We start from the raw sequence: 17,575 nt of genomic DNA on the forward strand, positions 1-17,575 counted from the left end.
TTTCTTGTGACGTTTGGCCCTGTCGCCTCGTCCTAGTTGTAGAGCGTTTCCCTTCGCTCGTTGGATGGTGCGGTTCCAAGCCGTGCTAATTGATTGTGGAGGTAGTTCAGATGGCTGCGGATGAGACGAGCACGGCGGTTACTGCTGAGGACGCCGTGCCGGAGACGCGGCCCGCGAAAGCTCCGGGCTACACTTCGCGGGTTGACCGCGCGCCTTCGACCGCGCGTGTCCCTGCAGGCGGCGAAGCTCAGCCGGCGGGTCGTACGACGATCGCCGAGGGCGTCGTTGCGAAGATTGCGGGTATCGCTTCGCGCGAGGTGCCCGGTGTCCACGCCCTCGGTGGGGGCGGCGCGCGGGCTCTGGGCGCGATCCGTGACGCGGTAAACGCGACGGATCTGTCGCAGGGCGTGAAGGTCGAGGTCGGGGAGACCCAGGCTGCGGCCGACATCACCATCGTCGTGGAGTATCTGGCGCCGATTCAGGCCGTTGCGGAGGATGTCCGCACGGCCGTGACGGACGCGATTATCCGCCTGGTCGGTCTGCAGGTCGTCGAGGTGAACGTCAATGTCAACGACGTGCACCTGCCCAACGACGACGCTGACGACGACACCGAGTCCCGCGTCTCATGAGCGCGACACTGACCGGGGCGCTGGTCGGCGCGATCCTGGCATTCACGGGGCTGATCTTCGGATTCTGGGGATTCCTGCTGGTCGCGTTGCTGATGGGAATCGGTGCTCTCACCGGACGGATGCTGTCCCGGCAGTTGGATCTGCGTGCTCTTGCGGGCGCGTTCACAGGTCGGCGCACCTCGTCGTGAGCACGCTGATCGCTGATTCGCCCAGGGGGGCCGTGCCCGTGGTTCGGGGTTCGGTGCACGTGCGAGAGCGGGTGTTCGAAAAGACCTTCCGCGAAGTGTCTGCGGCCACGATCGGCGTCTCACGTGGGGATGTGGACGTCGAGGTGGCCGAGTGGGGTGGCGGTCTCGCCGTGCGTGTCGCGGCGAGACTGCCGATCCCAGAACTGGACGACACCGGAGCCATCCAGGCCGCGACGCCCGTGATCGAGAGAGTTCGGGAAATGCAGGCCGAGCTCGCCAGCGAGCTCGGCCGGTTGTCCGGGCGGGATATTCAGCGAGTGTCGTTCATTGTGACGGGCGCGGTGGTTCCGGAGCGAAGGCGGGTGAGATAGATGACGAACCCGGTGTTGACGCGTGTCGTGCGTCGCGAGGCGCACTCTCCGCGCACGGTGATGACGGTGGTCGTCCTCGTCCTTGTCGTGGCGGCAGCCGTCTATGCGGGGATCGAGATCGTGCTGCATCTATTGCGAGCGGCTCCGTTGCTGGTCACGCCAGGTGCGGCGCTCGCATGGCTGGCGGCGCTGCCCACGGCCGAGTCGCGCGCGGCAATCATCCTCGGCGCGGGAGTGGTGGCGGTGGCCGGTGTGATCCTGCTCTGGTTCGCGGTCGCTCCGGGCCGCCGTCCTCAGCATGCTCTGGGGGTGTCGGGGCACGCGGTGATCGTGGACAACGGGGTGATCGCATCAGCGGTCGCCGAGCGGGTGCGGCTCGAGCTCGACCTCCCGAAGGGGGCCGTGAACGTGGGGGTCGGTCACCGCACCGCGGATGTGACGGTTCGTCGGGCGACCGGCCAGGTTGTCGACCGAGCGCGTGTGCGTTCGGTCGTGGAGCGCGAACTGGATGGGTACGCGTCGTCTCCTCGCTTGAAGGCGCGGGCACGGGTACGGCGAAGCGCGGAGAGGGGCGGTGTGTCATGAACTCGACGAATCGGGGCGTGAACCGGACTGTCCTCTTCGGTCTCGGACTGGTTCTTCTCGTGGCCGGAGGCGGCGCGGTTCTGGCGTCCGTGTGGTCGGTCGCGACCGGGATCTGGGAAAGCTGGACGGCGACCGCGGTGTCTTGGATGCAGGACGCAGCTCACGCGTCCCGCGTGTCTGAGGCGACGACGTTGAGCGGGGTCACGATCGCCGCGCTGGCTCTCGTGCTGGTCATCGTCGTGGGAGCGATGGTGGTGATCGTCAGTCTGGGCGGTGGTCGCAGCAGCGTGGTGGTCCGGGACGAGACCGGAGACGGTGCTCAGGGGCCGGTAGTGATCCGCCAGCGTTTCGCATCCGACGCGATCACCCGCTCGCTTGCCGCTCGGGGAGAGATCCTCACGTCCCAGGTGAGCGCGAGCAGGGTGCGTGGGACGGACGTGCTGCATGTGAGCGTCACACCGAGGCGAAACACTTCGCCCGTCGATGTCGCCGCAACGGTGACCCGACTGGTGGACAATCTCGCGACCCTGACAGGCCGAGAGACTCCGACGCTGATCTCGATCCACTCCAGCGTCCGAGCACGGCTCGCGGCCGATCAGTCACGGGTCGACTGACCCCTCATTTGCACAGAGAAGAGAACACCGCGATGAGCGGAAACAAAAGAAAGGGAAACAACACCATGGGTGCTGAAAACAAGATCAAAGCCGCCGCCGACAAGGCCACCGGCCAGGTCAAGGAGACCATCGGGAAGGCCACCGACAACGACAAGCTCGTCGCCGAGGGCAAGGCCGAGCAGGCCAAGGGTGCGGTCAACGCCAAGGTTGAAGACGTCAAGGACGCCTTCAAGAAGTAGCCACCGTGGGGTGGGCATCATCGCCCACCCCACCCCGCCCCTCCACATCTTCATCCGATTCCTTCAAAAGGACTGCTCTCATGGGCTTCTTCAGTTTTCTGCTTCTCGGTCTGATCGCCGGCGCCCTCGCGAAACTCATCCTCCCCGGCAAGCAGGGCGGCGGATGGTTTGTCACCCTGCTGCTGGGTGTCGTCGGTGCCATGCTCGGTGGGTGGGCAGGCGGGCTGATCTTCGATGTCAATCTGCAGGGGTTCTTCCACCTCTCCACGTGGCTGCTCGCCATCGGCGGATCCATCGTGGTGTTGCTGATCTACGGCCTGCTCACTCGACGGCGCGCGAAGCACTGACGATTCGCACAATGCCAAGCGACGTGCTGATGGTTCTCGACACAAGCTGGAGTCAGCGGGCAGCGACGACGCTGTCCGCTAGCCCTTCTCGGGGAGGGCGCCTTCGCAGAGGGGGGACGAAGGATGAGCGACTACCGTGATCCGTTGGAATCGGCGGACGACAGAATCGTTGCTGGCCGCGCGGCCGACGGCGATGCCGCAGCATTCGCCGTGCTCGTGCGCAGGTATACGCCGATGATGCGCGCGTACGCCCGCCGAATCCTGTCCGGCACCGCGGATGTTGATGATGTGGTCCAAGATGCGTTCATCACCGCCTGGGGACAGTTGCCGAAACTCGACGACCTCGGCAGGGTGAAGAGTTGGCTGATGCGAATCACCAGCCGAAAGGCCATCGACCGCATCCGCGCGACACGTCCACGGGCCGACCTTGAGGGAATCGACCCGCCCGCTCCGGACGTGTCCGCTCCTGCCAGGCAGGCAGAAGCGCGAGCCGGGGTAGCAGCGTTGAGCGACGCGCTGCAGGAGCTGCCGGGGTCGCAGCGCGAGTGCTGGGTGTTGCGGGAGATCGGCGGGTACACGTATGAGGAGATCGCCGAGGAGCTCGGCATCCCCCTCGCCACGGTGCGCGGGCTGCTGGCCCGGGCGCGAAAGGACATCATTGTCCGGATGGAGGACTGGCGATGAACACGCACGACACCTCCGGCCCCCTGGGCATGGAGCCGGAGCACCTCGACGGACACACCATCGAAGAGCTCTCCGACTACCTCGACTCCGGGCGCTCTCCTGCGGACCGATCTATTGACGAATCTGCGGGATGTCAGATCGCCCTGGACGCGTTGGAACGTCTGCGGACGCTCACGCCGGAGCTGATTGCTGCCGACACGGCCGCCGAGCCGGAAGCTGACGAAAGCTGGGTGCACAGCATCCTGGCGGGTATCGCTCTGGACGCGCGCGCTGGACGCCGCATCCCTCTCGTCGTCGAGCCTTCGGACGCGGACGCGGGGATCACGGAAGGAGCCGTCCGGGGCGTGATCCGCGCGGCGGAGAACACCGTACCCGGCGCCCTGGTCGGCAGATGCCGGCTCGACGGTGACGTCACCGTTCCCGGCGAGCCTGTCCTCGTACGAGTGGACGTGAGCGTGCCATACGGGACGCCGATCCCGGACCTCCTCGACCGCCTGCGCGCCGAGATCAGCACCCGTCTCGCCGCACACACCACACTGAATGTGACAGGAATCGACATCACGGCCACAGACCTCCGGCAATTTCCGAACCGGATCGGGGAGGACCGATGACCGCTTCACAGGAGCACACCCTCGCGACCGATGTCGAAGTTGCGGTCCGAGCGGTCCCCGGAGTCTCCACCCTCTTCCGCGCCGGGACACTCGCCTCCAACGCGATCGATGTCGGTGCGCGGGTCATCGGCATCCGCGACAAATCCGCACCGCTCATCCGTGTCGAGCAGGACTCAGACGGCCTGCGGGCGGACATCGTGATCGGCGTCGAGGAGGATGCAGGTGCGGTGGAGACCATCCGACGTGTCCAAGCAGCTGCGAGAGCCGTCCTCGCAGAACAGCACCCCGCACCAGCAGATATCCGCATCACCGTCGTCCACATCAACGAGACCGCAACGATGTGACGAATCCGGTGCTCCCCACGTCCTAGAGGTAACCGGCCGCTCGGCGCCGTGTCGCCGCTACGGGTGTGCCAGCACCGGAGACGGTTCACTTCGAGGTGTGGCGTTGGGCGGATCCGCACTCGCGAACGATGGACTGCTACCCGAGTGGCCGGAACTCGACGATGGGGATCCGGGCATCATGCCCCTGCACGACGTCCATCGCGCCTTTGAGTCGCTGCGCCGCGTCGGGATGGGCGTCACGATAGCGAGCGAGCACCTCGTCAGACGCCTCTTCGTCGAGCAGCTCGACGGCGACGCGCGCGCGTCGCACGCCACCGGTGCTGACGTAGGCCACGCCGTTCGCCCGCAGATTGCGATACCACTGGGCCTTCGTGCCGAACCCGGAAGCGACGCGCAGGGCGCGCCCTTCTCGCTCGACGATCTCCACGACGACGAAGCGCGGCTCACCCGATGACCGTCCGAGGTGCTCGATCATGACGAAGCGCGGCCCGAGGAGCCGACCGAGCCCGGCGCGGTAGATCGGGATGGGCAACCGCATCAGCCACCGCGTGCCGAGCAGGCGGGCGATTATCCGATCAATCATCGTGCCATTCTCCCGCACACACGATGGAGGCGCATCGCACTCGAGGACGAAACTGCCTGATCCCGGCATGGAAAGGGCGCCCGGGTCGGCGTCGGACCGTCAGCGAACGCGCGGAGACCGCGTCAGTCGATGAGGTCGTGGCGCACGATGACCTCATCGCGGCCGGGGCCGACGCCGATCACCGAAATACGCGTGCCGCTCATCTTCTCGAGGGCGAGGATGTAGTCCTGCGCGTTCTTCGGCAGGTCGTCGAAGGTCCGGGCGGAGGTGATGTCTTCGCTCCAGCCGGGGAAGTTCTCGTAGATCGGCGTCGCGTGGTGGAAGTCACTCTGGTTGACGGGCACCTCGTCGATGCGCTCGCCGCCCACGTCGTACGCGACGCACACCGGGATCTCGTCGAGCCCGGTGAGCACGTCGAGCTTCGTGACGACGAGGTCGGTGACACCATTGATCCGGGTGGCGTAGCGGGTGATCGGAGCGTCATACCACCCGACGCGGCGTGCCCGACCGGTCGTCGTGCCAAACTCGTGGCCCTGCGTCGCGAGCCACTCGCCCTGCTCGTCGAACAGCTCGGTCGGGAAGGGGCCCGCGCCGACGCGGGTCGTGTAGGCCTTCACGATGCCGACGATGCGGTCGAGGCGGTTCGGGCCGACACCGGATCCGGTCGCCGCGCCGCCCGCGGTGGCCGACGACGACGTCACGAACGGGTAGGTGCCGTGGTCGATGTCGAGCATCGTGGCCTGTCCGGCCTCGAAGACGACGACCTCATCGCGCTCGAGCGCCTCGTGCAGCAGCAGGCTCGTGTCGCACACCATGGGACGCACGCGCTCGGCGTAGCTCAGCAGGTCGTCGACGATCTCGTCGACCGTGATGTCACGTCGGTTGAAGACCTTGACGAGCAGGTGGTTCTTCTGGTCGAGGGCCCCCTCGACCTTCTGGCGCAGGATCGACTCGTCGAAGAGGTCCTGCACGCGGATGCCCACGCGGCTGATCTTGTCGGCGTAGGCCGGGCCGATGCCGCGACCGGTCGTGCCGATCTGCCGCTTGCCGAGGAAGCGCTCCTGCACCTTGTCGAGCGTGCGGTGCGCCTGCGTGATGATGTGGGCGTTCGATGAGATCTTCAACTTCGACGTGTCGACGCCGCGCGCCTCGAGCGCCTCGATCTCCTCGAACAGCACGGCCAGGTCAACGACGACACCGTTGCCGATGACCGGCGTAACGCCGGGCGAGAGGATGCCGGACGGCAACAGGTGCAGCGCGTACTTCTCGTCGCCGATCACCACGGTGTGGCCGGCGTTGTTGCCGCCGTTGAACTTCACGACCCATTCGGTTCGCCCACCGAGCAGGTCAGTGGCTTTGCCCTTGCCCTCGTCGCCCCACTGGACGCCGACGATCACGATTCCTGGCATGGGTCTTCCCCCTGAGACTCGGGTGTTGGACACCCCATCCTATCCGGGCGGGGCGGGCGACGCGACGGCGCAATATGATGGCGGCATGGACGGCCGCGCGCTCGTCGGGCGTGAACGCGAACTGCAGCTGGCGTCTCTCGTCCTCGGCGAAGCGATGGGCGGCGAGGCGCAGGCTGTCGTTGTCCGCGGTCCGGCGGGCATCGGAAAGAGCGCGTACCTGAGGGTCGTTGCCGCCTCGGCGAATGGTTTCCGCGTCGTCCGCATCGCGGGCCATCCGGCCGAGTCCGAGATCCCGTACGCGGGCGTCGCGCAGGTGCGCACCGCCCTCGGTGAACCGGATCCGCTCACCGCGACCGCGGATCCGCTCGCGACCGCGACGGCGCTGCTGCGGCTGATCGCCGCGAGCGCCCCGCTCCTCCTCATCGTCGACGACGCGCAGTGGCTCGATCCCGCGTCACGACGGGCGCTCGTCTTCGCCACGCGACGCCTGGACGCGGACGCGGTGTGCGTGATCTTCGGCGAACGTACCGACGGCGAGGAGACAGCCGAGCTCGCGGGCCTGGGAAGGGCGCTCGACCTCACGCCCCTCTCCGACGACGCCGCGACAGAGCTGCTGCGCCGCGTCGCGCCCGACGCGGCCGCGCTGGTCGTGCGGCGTCTCGTCGCGCACGCGGCCGGGGTCCCGCTGACGCTGACCGAGATCCCTGTCGACCTCGCCCCCGCGCAGCTCTCCGGCGCCGCGCCGTTGCCCCGAGAGCTGCCGCTCGGCGGACAGCTCGGACGCCTCTTCGATCGCCGCATCGGCGCGCTCTCCGATATCGCGCGGCTCGCGCTGCTCGCGCTGTGCTTTGACCCGGTACCACGGTCCGAATGGGGCCGGCTGCTCGCGCGACTCGACGTGTCGCCGTCGGACACGGATCCGGCCGAGCGCGCCGGCCTCATCGACCTCACCGGCGAGACGCAGGCGTTCGCGCACCCGTCGATTCCCGCAGCCGTGCGACGCGCGGCCCGGAGGACGGAGGTCGCGACGGTCCACGCCGCCCTCGCCGCACACTTCGCCCCGGATCCGTTGCGGCACGCCTTCCACCTGCGTCGCGTCGACGATCAGGATCCCGCAGTCGTCCGGCGCGCACTGGTCGCCGCAGCCGAACACGCCGCGAGCCGCGACGGCCTCGCCGAGGCGGGGGACCTGTTCGAACAGGCGGCGCGGCTGGCGGATCCGCCGGACGGGGAGCTGCTGCGGCGCGCGGTCGACGCCTGCACGCGGGCGGGAGCAGGGCCGGCCGCCGAGCGTCTGCTGATCGAGTTAGCGGAGCGCACGCCGGACGCGACGGACCGCGCACGCCTCGGTGCGGCGCGTGCGTACGTGTCGATGTGGACGCGCGCGGTGCCGCCGCCGGACACGGCAGAGCTGCTGTCGCTCGGGCTCGGCCTGCTGCCCGGGCCGGCACAGGAGGAGGGCCGCCGGCTGGTCACGGCGCTCGCGACGACGTCGTTCGGTGCCGCGCGGTATCGGGACGCGCACGAGATGTGCCGCCAGCTCGACGCTGGCCTGACGGGGGCGCTGTCGCTGGACGAGTCGCTCATCGCCGACGTCGCCGCCGTGATGGTCGGCGCGGCCAGCGCCGGCCAGGTGCTGCGCGGCGACTGGCCGGACCGCTACCCGTGGCAACGGATGGCGACCGGGATGACGCCGGTCCCCTTCGCTGCCTTCGTGCTCGTCTGGCTCGGCGAGCTCGATCACGCGGAGGACGTAGTCCGGCGCCACACGGCAGCCGGGTCTGCGCCGACCGCGGAGGGCACCTATCTCAGCGGCACGGTCGCAGCTCTGGTGGCGCGTGCTCGCGGCGAGTGGGACCGCGCCGACCACGAGTTCGAGGCGCTGGAGAGATTCGTGATCGAGACCGATTCGATCGGTCCGTATCCGTTCATCGCGCTGCATCACGCGCACCTGCTCGCATCGCGCGGCCAGGGCGCCGCATCCGACGACCTGCGCGAGCGGGCACGGCGACGGACTCCGGTCTGGACGCAGATGATGGACCATCTCAGTCACCGCGTCGCCGGCCACGCGCGGCTGATCGAGCGCGACTTCGCCGCGGCCGCCACGCATCTCGCCGCGTCGAGTGCGATCGAGCAACAGGTCGGGCTCGTCCCGTCGGGCTATCTCACGGCGTTCACCGATCGATACGAAGCGGCGTGGCACCTCGGCACGTCGAGCGAGCTCGCCGAGGACCTCAACCGCTATGAGCGCGCGGCCGAGGCCGTGGACCACGACGAGATGCGGGCGCTCGCGCTGCGGTGCCGCGCGCTTGAGGCGTCGCACAGATCCGCGCCGCGGGCACGCGCGGATACGCTGTTCGCCGAGGCCGTTGAACGCCTCGACGACGTCAGCGCCTTCGAAGCCGCGCGCACGCGCCTGCTGTGGGGTCAGGTCCTGCGGCGCGCGAAACGCAAGGCGGACGCGGTCGCGCAGCTGGCACAGGCCGAGATCGCGTTCGCCCAGCTGGGGTGTTCGATGCTGCGCGAGACGACGCGCGGCGAGCTCGCCGCGTGCGGGCGGCGTCAGGCCGCGGTTGGTGCGGCGGGCTCTCTCGTCGCCCAGCTCACCCCACGTGAGTTCGAAGTAGCGCGCGAGGTGGCCGCGGGGGCGAGCAACGCCGACGCCGCACGGCGCCTATTCATCTCCGAGCGCACCGTGGAGTTCCATCTGTCCCGCGTGTTCCGCAAGCTGCAGCTCGCCGGACGCGGCGAGCTCGCGGGTGTCCTGGGTGATCCGACTTGACCGCTGGTCAGCCCGCGGTCACTCCAGCTCCTGCGCGACGAGCGCCGCGAGGGCGATCGCTTTCAGCTGCTCGGCGTCGCGGTCGCCGGTGCGCACGGACGCGTGCACCACGGTCTCGCCGACCGTAGCGACCGCGGTGCGCCCGCCACTGGCGCGGAATGGCCCGACAGCGCCGTCGTACACTTCGACGTCGACCCCGTCCGCCGCGACGGTGTCGAGAAGCGCGGCTTCGCCGAGAATCTGCCCGGACACCTCCGCTGCGCTCACCGTCAGCCCCACGCTGTTCTCGCCGTCATCCCATGTGCAGTCGGAAGTCGCGCCCGCCCACCGCATCGATTCGCCCTCCGGCACCTCACCGGCGAACACCGAGGAGAGGTGCATGGGATCCACTGCGATGCACGCGTCATCGAACGCCGGTTCCGTGAGCCCGAGGTCGAGGCCGCATTCGCGCTGGAGTTCGACGCCGATCGCCTCCATGAACCCCGGTGCGGTCAGCACGAGGAAGAACGCATCCTCGCTGTCGGAGGAAAGCGCGTCCCTCACGTCATCCTCCGTCGCGACCTCGGCATCGGCCAGGGCGTCCGCAGACAACGTGAGCAGCTCAGACACGGCACCCCATTCGCGCTCGACGTTCGCGGGCGGTTCCACCGACGTGAACAGCTCCGCGGAGGACATCATGCGCTCACGGTAGGCCGCGGGATCTGCGATCGAGTCGGTGCTGACGATGTCGAGGGTGCTGGCGATGTCCTCACCGGCCGCGCAGAACGCATTCTCGCCGTCGGGCGCCTCCGTCGGCTCCGTTGCGGCGCCCTCCTCGCCGCTCTCGGCGCCCTCTTCGCTCCCGCCGATGTCCTGGGCGGCGGTGGTCGCCTCGGGGCCGACGCCGGCGGGCTCTGGCTGCGTCGCGCACCCCGGAGCGGCGGCGATCGCCACCGCGAGGATCCCCACGATCACGCGGCCTGCGGGGGTGTTCGCCGCCTCTGAGACGCTCATGGCCCGACGGTATCCACGCGGCGAGCGCCCGGAATCCGTGGACGCCACCAGAGCGTGCGTCGTGCTATGCGATCCGGCTGCCCGGAGGGGTGCGTCGCGCGGGCGTCGTCGTGCGCGCGCCGCCCCACAGCATGAGGCCCACCGCGAGCAGCACCTGCACGCCGAGACCCACGAACCAACTCGGCACCGAGCGCTCGATCAGCTCCCGCGAGGTCTCGCGGTCGGCATCGCTGCCGTAATACTCGCCCTCTCGCGGCGGCTCGCCATCGCAGGGATCAATCCAGTCCTGTTGCACGAGCTCGGGCGCGTGCTGCGCGCTGCGCACGCCGTACTTGATCTGCCCGAAGAGGTCGATCGGATACCCCTCGCGGTTGTACGTCGTCGGCGTCGCGTCGGCGAGCACGACGAACGGGTTAGCCGCCAGCAGCCACCAGACATGGTCGTAGCGCGGCACGTCGCCGGTGCCGTGCACCGCGACGCACTGTGCCGAGACATCCGGGCGCGGTTCGACGCACGGCTCCCCCGCGTCGTCACACGAGGGCAGGGATCCGAGCACGCCGTCAGCCACGTACACCTCGTCGGGGCTCTCGCTCAGCGTCACGGTCGAGGAGCGTGTCGCGAAGGTGCCGAGCGCGAACGCGATGACCGTGCCGATCACCAGCAGCATCACCACGAGGTAGGTCGCGGCGACGGAGAACAGCGGGCGGGCGATGATCGCGCTGAGCCCGACGCCGATCGCGGCGATGATGCCCACCTCGACGATCAGGACGACGATCGCGACCGCGAGCATGGCGGGGCTCGTCGCCCCCATCTCGTCGGATCCGAACCATCCGGCGGGCACCGGATCCACCAGACCGCGCAGGAGCGCAAAGAGGAGCGCTGGCAACGCGACGATCAAGTAGACGATGCCCGCCGCCCACCCCGCGAGGAGCTTCGCCAGGAGAATCTCCGTCGTCGTCGCGAGCGTCACCTGCACGGGAGCGAGGGTCGCACTCTCGCGGTCGCCGTTGATCGCGTTGCCGGTGAACGTCGGCGTCACGAGTGTCGCCATGAGCAGGACACCGTATATCGCGACCGAGATCATGCCCGACGACCCAGAGCCGTCGCCGCCGAAGATGAGGGAGCCGAGCCAGGTGATGCCGACGACGACGAGGAAGAAGACGCCGAGCAGCACGTAGAAACCCGGTCGGCGGAGGCGTTGACGCAGCTCGAGCTGGGTGAGCACGCCAATGCGGGTCACGTTCATCGCGGTCCCTTCTCGAGGTCAAGGAACGCGTTCTCGAGCTCGCCCGCTGCCGGCGCGAAAACTGCCACAGGCACACCGGCGCCGACGAGCGCCGTAAGCCCGGTGGCGGCGGCGGTCTCGTCGGCGAATGCGAGCAGCAGGTCGCGTCGCTCGACGCGCACCTGCGCATGCGGCAGGATCCGTGCGATCTCGTCGCGCCAGGGCGCGGATCCGGAGTGCGTCGCCCCCGCGATGCGGAGCCGCCAGTCGCGCCGGCCCACTGTCGCGCCCACGTCGCGCGCGACCGTGGCTCCCGCGGCCATGAAGACCGCATCGTCGACCATCTCCTCCAGCTCACTGAGCACATGGCTCGAGACGAGGATCGCCGCGCCGCCGTCGGCCAGTCGTCGCAGATGGTTTCGCAGTGCGATCCGCGCGGCGGGGTCGAGACCGGACGCCGGCTCGTCGAGCAGCAACACGGAGGGACGATGCACCAGGGCGCGCGCGAGCCCGAGCAGCTGCTTCTGGCCTCGCGACAGCACACGCGCGGGCGAACGTCCGTGGTCGGCGAGACCGACTTCCTCGAGCAGTTCCTCAGCGCGCTGGCGCGCCTCGTGTCGCGTTGCGCCGTACAGGCGGCCCGCGGTCACGAGCGTCTCGAGCGCGGTCAGCGAGTCCCACGCGCCCAGCGCGTCGGGCATCCACCCGATCCGCGCGCGTGCGGCAGCCGGGTCGGCAACCGGGTCGGCGCCAGCGATGCGGATCTCGCCGTGGTCCGGGGCAAGGAGCGAGGCGAGGAGGAGGAAGAGCGTGGTCTTGCCCGCGCCGTTCGGTCCGACGAGTCCGGTAATCCGACCGGGGCGCGCGTCGAACGTCACGTCGCGCACAGCGTGGATCGCCCCGAACGAGCGCGCGACGTCACGCGCGACCACGCCCTCGTGCGCGACGGTCGATGGGGCCGCGCTGGGCGGTGGCGAGCTCATGCGCTCACGCTAGCGGCAAACTCCCCGCGCGGGGAGACTCACGCGTCGTCGACGACTTCGAGCCCGACGAACTTCATGCGGTCTTCGCCGTAGAAGCACGTCTGCAGCGCAAGGTCGCCCTGGAGGCCGACGAGGTCGTCGGTCGAGGCCCAGATCTTGGACGTGTAGCGAATGTCGATGACCTCGTACACCTCGTCGCGGCCCTCGATCTGGATCTGCTGGCCCTCGTCCCACGGCAGGAGCACGTCGCCGCCGCAGTTGTTGTGCGCGGCCGCCGTCTCAGGCACACCCTCGCGTTCGTACGAAGACATGATCACGAAGGAATTGTCAGCGCACGCCTGGTCGAGTTCCGGCATGCCTCCCTCGACGCCGATCTTCACGGTCGGCAGATTCTCGAAGACGTCCTGCTGCACCTTGTCGACGGTGCCCGTCACCTGCGTCTTGAGCGTTCCGTAGGTCTTCTCGACCGCCTCGGGAGCGAGCGCGACGGCCACGAGCAACGCTCCGCCGCCGACGATGAGAACGCCGCCGAGCGCACCGAGGATCAATCCTCCGCGCTTCTTGCGTGCCATGCGTTCCCCCCTCCCGGATGCTCCAGCGGCGATTCTACCGTCATTTCGGACCCGACTCGAGGCCTTCCCAGCGAGCGCATAGGAGCGGGCCTCGAAAATGGTCACCGCCTCATCACGCTGGCACGCGATCGCTCCGCGTCGAGGGTGCGCTGATGACGAGAAACCGCACGTCCTCGGGACCGGCGTTCGTGAATCGGTGGGCGAGCCCCGGCTCGATTTCGACCCCCGTGCGCGGTTCGAGCGCGACGTCGCCCTGGGAGGTCTGCATGACGGCGTGGCCCTCGAGCACGTAGAAGAACTGCCGCGCGCGTTCGTGGACGTGCCACTCCTCCGCGCCGTGCGGAGGCACGCGCTCCTCGATCACCGAGAGATCGCCGCGGTCGACGAGGCGCCAGCCGTCGCAGACGGCGCCCCACACGTAGTGCTCCGCGAAATCTCTCTCGATGCGATGCGGCATCTGCCGAGCGTAGCCCCGGGCGCGCTGGCGCGGATCCGTTCCTGCCGGCGATTCGAGGCGATCCCGGCCAGCGCCTAGAATCGAAGCCATGTCGAATGTTCTTGAGGACCTGCCCGTCGGCGAGCGCGTGGGCATCGCCTTCTCCGGGGGTCTCGACACCTCCTGCGCGGTCGCGTGGATGCGCGATGCGGGCGCGGTGCCGTTCACCTACACCGGCGACCTCGGGCAGTACGACGAGGACGACATCGAGTCGATCCCCTCCCGGGCCCTCGAGTACGGCGCGGAGAAGTCCCGCCTCATCGACTGCAAGCCACTGATGGTCGAGGAGGGCCTCTCGGCTCTCGCGACCGGCGCATTCCACATCCGCAGCGGCGGGCGCACCTACTTCAACACGACGCCGATCGGCCGCGCCGTCACGGGCACGCTGCTCGTGCGCGCGATGCGCGAGGACGGCGTCGACATCTGGGGCGACGGATCCACCTACAAGGGCAACGACATCGAGCGGTTCTACCGCTACGGCCTCCTCGCCAACCCGCGCCTGCGCATCTACAAGCCGTGGCTCGACGCGGCGTTCGTCAGCCAGCTCGGCGGACGACAGGGGATGAGCGAGTGGCTCGTTGAACACGGCTACCCCTACCGCGACTCCGCGGAGAAGGCGTACTCGACCGACGCGAACATCTGGGGCGCGACGCACGAGGCGAAGACGCTCGAGGATCTCGACGTCTCGCTCGAGACGGTCGAGCCGATCATGGGCGTGAAGTTCTGGGATCCGTCGGTCGAGATCACGACGGAAGACGTCACGATCACCTTCGACGCGGGCCGTCCGGTCGCCATCAACGGCGAGGAGTTCGGCGACGCCGTGCAGCTCGTGATGAAGGCGAACGACATCGGCGGACGCCACGGCCTCGGCATGAGCGACCAGATCGAGAACCGCATCATCGAAGCGAAGAGCCGCGGCATCTACGAGGCTCCGGGCATGGCGCTGCTGCACATCGCCTACGAGCGCCTCCTCAACGCGATCGTCAACGAGGACACCCTCGAGACGTACCACGAGCTCGGCCGCAAGCTCGGTCGCCTCATGTACGAGGGCCGCTGGCTCGAACCGCAGTCGCTCATGCTGCGCGAGTCGATCCAGAAGTGGGTCGGCTCCGAGGTTTCCGGCACCGTCGCGCTCCGTCTGCGCCGCGGCGAGGACTACACGATCCTCGACACGAGCGGCCCGTCGCTGTCGTACGCCGGCGAGAAGCTGTCGATGGAGCGCGTCGAGGACGCGGCCTTCGGCCCGGTCGACCGCATCGGCCAGCTCACGATGCGCAACCTCGACATCGCCGACAGCCGTGCGCGCCTCGAGAACTACGTCGCTCGCGGGCTCATCGGCGGCACGACTGGCGACCTGATCGGATCCCTGGAGAAGGGCGAGGCGAAGCAGATCGCAAAGAACGCGACGACGACCGACTACGACGAACTCGACAGCCTCGGCGAGTCCGCCGCCTTCGACACCGGCACCGACTGACGCGCGACGCGCCGTCTCCGTCCGAACGCGCCAGACCCAAGGGGCGTTGATCGGACGGCAGAGCTCCCGACGCGTGACTCAGGCGCCGGTGGCGACGGGCCTCCCGTCGCGGGACGCTCCGCGCTGCCATGGCAGCAGAACCGGCTCGAGCACGCGGAAGACGAGATTGATCAGCAACCCGAGCACGCCCGTCAGCACGAGGCCGGCGTACATCTGATCGACCGCGAACTGCTGACCGGCCCTCCGGATCATCGCCCCAATACCGGTCTCCGCCCCGACGAACTCCGCGGCGATCAGCGTGATCAGGCACGTTGCCATGCCGAGCCGCAGGCCGTTGAACAGCGGGCCCGAGATCGCGGGGAACAGCAGTTTCGTGACGTACTTCCGTCCAGTCGCGCCGAAGTTGCGCCCCGCCTCGATGATCTCTCGGTCGATGTCTCTCACGCTGCTGCGCGTGCTGATGATGATCTGGAAGAACGCCGTCGCGAAGGCGGTCAGGATGTAGGCGATCTCGCCGCGCCCAACGATGATGATGAACAGCGGCAGCACCGCGATCTTCGGCAGCGGATACAGGGTGTCGGTGACCGGGCGGATGAGCAGTTCGAAGGTGCGCCACACGCCAGAGGCGATGCCGATCCCGACGCCCAGCGCCGCCGCGATCCCGAATGAGATCACAAGCCGCTGGATCGTGATCGCGATATCACCGCCCAGGCGCCCCTCGGACAGCTGCTCGACGATCGTCACGACGACCTCGCTCAGCGGCACGAAGAAGCGCGGGTCCAGCAGGCCCACCCGCGTGATGATCTCCCACACGGCGATCACTGCGACAGGGATCGTCCACGTCTGCAGCGTTCGCAACGCGGCCGGCCTCACGAGGTGCTCCCCGCGTCGGCCTGCCACGGCAGGATGCGGCCGGCGACGCCGTCGAACCCGACCGTCGTGAGCAGGCCCAGCACCGCGATGCACAGCAGGGCGACATACATGTCCGTCACCCGCAGGATCTGCCAGTTCTCCCAGAGGAAGTTGCCGAGACCGGAGGGCGCGCCAACCATCTCGATCGCGATCACGGCGATCAGCCCGAAGCCCAGCGAGATCCGGATCCCCGTGACGATCGAGGGCAGCGCGCCGGGAACCAGGATCCGGAAGAACCGCCGCGCGCCGCGGCAGTCGTAATTGTCCGCCACCTCGATCAGCGTCTTACTGATGCTGTTCACGCCCGCGACGGTGTACAGGATCATCACGATCAGCGGCGTCACGAGCGCCGTCAGGAGCACCGCGGTCTCCGTGCGTCCGAGGATGAAGGTGAGGAACGGGAAGAACAGCACCCCGGGGATCGGGTAGACGAATGCCAGCACGGTGCTGATGCCGCGCTCCGTCCACTGCGACGCCGTGATCGCGATCCCGATCCCGACGCCGATCAGCACGGCGAGCACGACCGTCACGATGAGCCGGAAGACCGTCATCATGAGGTCGATGCCGAGGCCGGTCTCCGCGTCGGCGATGATCGTGATCCCCGCGATGATCCGCGTCGGTTCTGGGAAGAACGTCTCCGGGATCACCCCCGTGCGCGACAGCAGCTCCCACACTGCGAGCAGTGCCAGCGGACCGACGACGAGCGCCCACCGCTCGCGCAGGAACCGCGCGATCGACGTCACTGTTCCCCGCCGGTCATCGCCGCCTGCACCTCGTCGCGCAGGTGGTTCCAGATGTTCTGCGAGAGCTTCGCGAACTCCTCCGTTCCGCGCAGCTCGGGGCCGCGATCGAGCGGGAAGTCCAGCTCGATGATGTCGCGGATGCGGCCGGGTCGCGCCGACATCAGCATGACGCGGTCGGAGAGGAACACCGCCTCGTCGATCGCGTGGGTGATGTAAAGCACCGTCGGCCGCGACTCCTGCCGAAGTTCGAGGATCTGCTCCTGGAGAAGCGTGCGCGTCTGTGCGTCGAGGGCGCCGAGAGGCTCGTCCATGAGCAGGATCTCGGCGTCCTGCGCGAGGGCGCGCGCGATGCCGACGCGCTGCTTCATCCCGCCCGAGAGCTGGTGCGGATAGAAGTCGCCGAAGCGGTCGAGGCCGAGCCGAGCGAGCTGCGCATCAGCGATCTCGGCCGCCTCCCGCTTCGACACGTCGCGGTTGCGCGGCCCGAACGCGACGTTGTCGCGCACCGACAGCCACGGGAATAGCGCGTGCTCCTGGAACACCATCGCCGTCTTCGGCCGTCCGGGCTTCGACTGACGGATGTCGACCGTTCCGGCGGTCGGCGGCTGCAGACCCGCGACAAGTCTCAGCAGCGTCGACTTGCCGCATCCGGACGGCCCCACGATCGAGACGAACTCCGACTCGTGGATCTCCAGAGAGACGTCCTCGAGCGCCGTCACCTCCTCCGCTCCGGGGAATCGCTTCGTGACGCCCGTCAGTCGCACCTTGGCGTCCACCGTCCGGTCGCTCAT

General features: G+C 68.6%; 22 protein-coding genes. 12 read left to right on the forward strand and 10 right to left on the reverse strand.

What is annotated here, in order from left to right:
• Positions 1 to 110: 110 nt before the first annotated feature.
• From IEW87_RS01865 to IEW87_RS01910, 10 genes are all read left to right on the forward strand, one after another.
• Positions 111 to 629 (forward strand): Asp23/Gls24 family envelope stress response protein, encoded by a 519-nt coding sequence (locus IEW87_RS01865; protein WP_188710620.1) that lies wholly within the window; start codon positions 111 to 113, stop codon positions 627 to 629.
• A complete protein-coding gene (locus tag IEW87_RS01870) occupies positions 626 to 817 on the forward strand; it encodes a DUF2273 domain-containing protein (RefSeq protein WP_188710621.1) in 192 nt (63 codons plus the stop codon). The genes IEW87_RS01865 and IEW87_RS01870 overlap by 4 nt, the downstream gene beginning before the upstream one ends.
• A complete protein-coding gene (locus tag IEW87_RS01875; RefSeq protein WP_188710622.1) occupies positions 814 to 1,188 on the forward strand; it encodes an NTP pyrophosphohydrolase in 375 nt (124 codons plus the stop codon). Before IEW87_RS01870 ends, IEW87_RS01875 begins: the two co-directional genes overlap by 4 nt.
• On the forward strand, positions 1,189 to 1,773 hold the full coding sequence (locus tag IEW87_RS01880) for a DNA/RNA endonuclease G (protein WP_188710623.1): 585 nt from the start codon (positions 1,189 to 1,191) through the stop codon (positions 1,771 to 1,773). It begins immediately after the preceding gene.
• Between the two features lie 17 nt (positions 1,774 to 1,790).
• The gene (locus IEW87_RS01885) at positions 1,791 to 2,387 is read left to right on the forward strand and encodes a hypothetical protein (protein ID WP_229730845.1); all 597 of its coding nucleotides are present in this window, start codon (positions 1,791 to 1,793) and stop codon (positions 2,385 to 2,387) included.
• A 32-nt stretch (positions 2,388 to 2,419) separates the two neighbouring features.
• On the forward strand, positions 2,420 to 2,626 hold the full coding sequence (locus IEW87_RS01890; protein WP_373285082.1) for a CsbD family protein: 207 nt from the start codon (positions 2,420 to 2,422) through the stop codon (positions 2,624 to 2,626).
• 80 nt (positions 2,627 to 2,706) lie between these two features.
• Positions 2,707 to 2,973: a GlsB/YeaQ/YmgE family stress response membrane protein gene (locus IEW87_RS01895; RefSeq protein WP_188710625.1), complete on the forward strand. Its 267-nt coding sequence runs from the start codon at positions 2,707 to 2,709 to the stop codon at positions 2,971 to 2,973.
• Between the two features lie 123 nt (positions 2,974 to 3,096).
• On the forward strand, positions 3,097 to 3,657 hold the full coding sequence (locus IEW87_RS01900) for an RNA polymerase sigma factor (RefSeq protein ID WP_188710626.1): 561 nt from the start codon (positions 3,097 to 3,099) through the stop codon (positions 3,655 to 3,657).
• A complete protein-coding gene (locus IEW87_RS01905; protein ID WP_188710627.1) occupies positions 3,654 to 4,268 on the forward strand; it encodes an Asp23/Gls24 family envelope stress response protein in 615 nt (204 codons plus the stop codon). The genes IEW87_RS01900 and IEW87_RS01905 overlap by 4 nt, the downstream gene beginning before the upstream one ends.
• Complete coding sequence (locus IEW87_RS01910; protein ID WP_188710628.1) at positions 4,265 to 4,612, forward strand: hypothetical protein; 348 nt, start codon at positions 4,265 to 4,267, stop codon at positions 4,610 to 4,612. The genes IEW87_RS01905 and IEW87_RS01910 overlap by 4 nt, the downstream gene beginning before the upstream one ends.
• A 136-nt stretch (positions 4,613 to 4,748) precedes the next feature.
• Here the strand turns inward: IEW87_RS01910 and IEW87_RS01915 are convergent, their stop codons facing one another.
• Together IEW87_RS01915 and IEW87_RS01920 are read right to left on the reverse strand one after the other, a co-directional pair.
• Complete coding sequence (locus IEW87_RS01915) at positions 4,749 to 5,195, reverse strand: nitroreductase family deazaflavin-dependent oxidoreductase (RefSeq protein WP_188710629.1); 447 nt, start codon at positions 5,193 to 5,195, stop codon at positions 4,749 to 4,751.
• 122 nt (positions 5,196 to 5,317) lie between these two features.
• The gene (locus IEW87_RS01920) at positions 5,318 to 6,604 is read right to left on the reverse strand and encodes an adenylosuccinate synthase (RefSeq protein ID WP_188710630.1); all 1,287 of its coding nucleotides are present in this window, start codon (positions 6,602 to 6,604) and stop codon (positions 5,318 to 5,320) included.
• A gap of 25 nt (positions 6,605 to 6,629) precedes the next feature.
• On the opposite strand from IEW87_RS01920, the gene IEW87_RS01925 reads away from it, so the two are divergent.
• Positions 6,630 to 9,386 (forward strand): LuxR family transcriptional regulator, encoded by a 2,757-nt coding sequence (locus tag IEW87_RS01925; RefSeq protein ID WP_188710631.1) that lies wholly within the window; start codon positions 6,630 to 6,632, stop codon positions 9,384 to 9,386.
• A gap of 18 nt (positions 9,387 to 9,404) precedes the next feature.
• On the opposite strand, the gene IEW87_RS01930 is transcribed toward IEW87_RS01925, so the two are convergent.
• The 5 genes from IEW87_RS01930 to IEW87_RS01950 form a co-directional block, all read right to left on the reverse strand.
• Complete coding sequence (locus tag IEW87_RS01930) at positions 9,405 to 10,379, reverse strand: hypothetical protein (RefSeq protein WP_188710632.1); 975 nt, start codon at positions 10,377 to 10,379, stop codon at positions 9,405 to 9,407.
• Positions 10,380 to 10,443: 64 nt separating this feature from the next.
• Entirely contained in the window at positions 10,444 to 11,625 is a 1,182-nt protein-coding gene (locus tag IEW87_RS01935; protein ID WP_188710633.1) for an ABC transporter permease, read from the reverse strand.
• Positions 11,622 to 12,587 (reverse strand): ABC transporter ATP-binding protein, encoded by a 966-nt coding sequence (locus tag IEW87_RS01940; protein WP_188710634.1) that lies wholly within the window; start codon positions 12,585 to 12,587, stop codon positions 11,622 to 11,624. Before IEW87_RS01940 ends, IEW87_RS01935 begins: the two co-directional genes overlap by 4 nt.
• A 38-nt stretch (positions 12,588 to 12,625) precedes the next feature.
• Positions 12,626 to 13,159, reverse strand: coding sequence for a hypothetical protein (locus IEW87_RS01945; RefSeq protein WP_188710635.1), 534 nt, complete (start codon positions 13,157 to 13,159; stop codon positions 12,626 to 12,628).
• Positions 13,160 to 13,271: 112 nt separating this feature from the next.
• Entirely contained in the window at positions 13,272 to 13,616 is a 345-nt protein-coding gene (locus tag IEW87_RS01950; RefSeq protein WP_188710636.1) for a cupin domain-containing protein, read from the reverse strand.
• Positions 13,617 to 13,704: 88 nt separating this feature from the next.
• Here IEW87_RS01950 and argG point away from each other — a divergent pair, with 88 nt between their 5' ends.
• A complete protein-coding gene (argG, locus tag IEW87_RS01955; RefSeq protein ID WP_188710637.1) occupies positions 13,705 to 15,129 on the forward strand; it encodes an argininosuccinate synthase in 1,425 nt (474 codons plus the stop codon).
• 78 nt (positions 15,130 to 15,207) lie between these two features.
• On the opposite strand, the gene IEW87_RS01960 is transcribed toward argG, so the two are convergent.
• From IEW87_RS01960 to IEW87_RS01970, 3 genes are read right to left on the reverse strand one after another with little or no spacing between them, the layout of a single operon-like run.
• Positions 15,208 to 16,002: an ABC transporter permease gene (locus IEW87_RS01960; RefSeq protein WP_188710638.1), complete on the reverse strand. Its 795-nt coding sequence runs from the start codon at positions 16,000 to 16,002 to the stop codon at positions 15,208 to 15,210.
• Positions 15,999 to 16,784: an ABC transporter permease gene (locus IEW87_RS01965; RefSeq protein ID WP_188710639.1), complete on the reverse strand. Its 786-nt coding sequence runs from the start codon at positions 16,782 to 16,784 to the stop codon at positions 15,999 to 16,001. Before IEW87_RS01965 ends, IEW87_RS01960 begins: the two co-directional genes overlap by 4 nt.
• The gene (locus tag IEW87_RS01970) at positions 16,781 to 17,575 is read right to left on the reverse strand and encodes an ABC transporter ATP-binding protein (RefSeq protein WP_188710640.1); all 795 of its coding nucleotides are present in this window, start codon (positions 17,573 to 17,575) and stop codon (positions 16,781 to 16,783) included. The genes IEW87_RS01965 and IEW87_RS01970 overlap by 4 nt, the downstream gene beginning before the upstream one ends.

Source organism: Microbacterium faecale, from assembly GCF_014640975.1.
Taxonomy (GTDB): domain Bacteria; phylum Actinomycetota; class Actinomycetes; order Actinomycetales; family Microbacteriaceae; genus Microbacterium; species Microbacterium faecale.

Excerpts from the sequence above, each read along its gene's own strand:
- IEW87_RS01865 (WP_188710620.1), top strand. The coding sequence starts at position 111 with ATGGCTGCGGATGAGACGAGCACGGCGGTTACTGCTGAGGACGCCGTG.
- IEW87_RS01870 (WP_188710621.1), top strand. The coding sequence starts at position 626 with ATGAGCGCGACACTGACCGGGGCGCTGGTCGGCGCGATCCTGGCATTC.
- IEW87_RS01880 (WP_188710623.1), top strand. The coding sequence starts at position 1,189 with ATGACGAACCCGGTGTTGACGCGTGTCGTGCGTCGCGAGGCGCACTCT.
- IEW87_RS01890 (WP_373285082.1), top strand. The coding sequence starts at position 2,420 with ATGAGCGGAAACAAAAGAAAGGGAAACAACACCATGGGTGCTGAAAAC.
- IEW87_RS01895 (WP_188710625.1), top strand. The coding sequence starts at position 2,707 with ATGGGCTTCTTCAGTTTTCTGCTTCTCGGTCTGATCGCCGGCGCCCTC.
- IEW87_RS01900 (WP_188710626.1), top strand. The coding sequence starts at position 3,097 with ATGAGCGACTACCGTGATCCGTTGGAATCGGCGGACGACAGAATCGTT.
- IEW87_RS01905 (WP_188710627.1), top strand. The coding sequence starts at position 3,654 with ATGAACACGCACGACACCTCCGGCCCCCTGGGCATGGAGCCGGAGCAC.
- IEW87_RS01910 (WP_188710628.1), top strand. The coding sequence starts at position 4,265 with ATGACCGCTTCACAGGAGCACACCCTCGCGACCGATGTCGAAGTTGCG.
- IEW87_RS01915 (WP_188710629.1), bottom strand. The coding sequence starts at position 5,195 with ATGATTGATCGGATAATCGCCCGCCTGCTCGGCACGCGGTGGCTGATG.
- IEW87_RS01920 (WP_188710630.1), bottom strand. The coding sequence starts at position 6,604 with ATGCCAGGAATCGTGATCGTCGGCGTCCAGTGGGGCGACGAGGGCAAG.
- IEW87_RS01930 (WP_188710632.1), bottom strand. The coding sequence starts at position 10,379 with ATGAGCGTCTCAGAGGCGGCGAACACCCCCGCAGGCCGCGTGATCGTG.
- IEW87_RS01935 (WP_188710633.1), bottom strand. The coding sequence starts at position 11,625 with ATGAACGTGACCCGCATTGGCGTGCTCACCCAGCTCGAGCTGCGTCAA.
- IEW87_RS01940 (WP_188710634.1), bottom strand. The coding sequence starts at position 12,587 with ATGAGCTCGCCACCGCCCAGCGCGGCCCCATCGACCGTCGCGCACGAG.
- IEW87_RS01945 (WP_188710635.1), bottom strand. The coding sequence starts at position 13,159 with ATGGCACGCAAGAAGCGCGGAGGATTGATCCTCGGTGCGCTCGGCGGC.
- IEW87_RS01950 (WP_188710636.1), bottom strand. The coding sequence starts at position 13,616 with ATGCCGCATCGCATCGAGAGAGATTTCGCGGAGCACTACGTGTGGGGC.
- argG (WP_188710637.1), top strand. The coding sequence starts at position 13,705 with ATGTCGAATGTTCTTGAGGACCTGCCCGTCGGCGAGCGCGTGGGCATC.
- IEW87_RS01970 (WP_188710640.1), bottom strand. The coding sequence starts at position 17,575 with ATGAGCGACCGGACGGTGGACGCCAAGGTGCGACTGACGGGCGTCACG.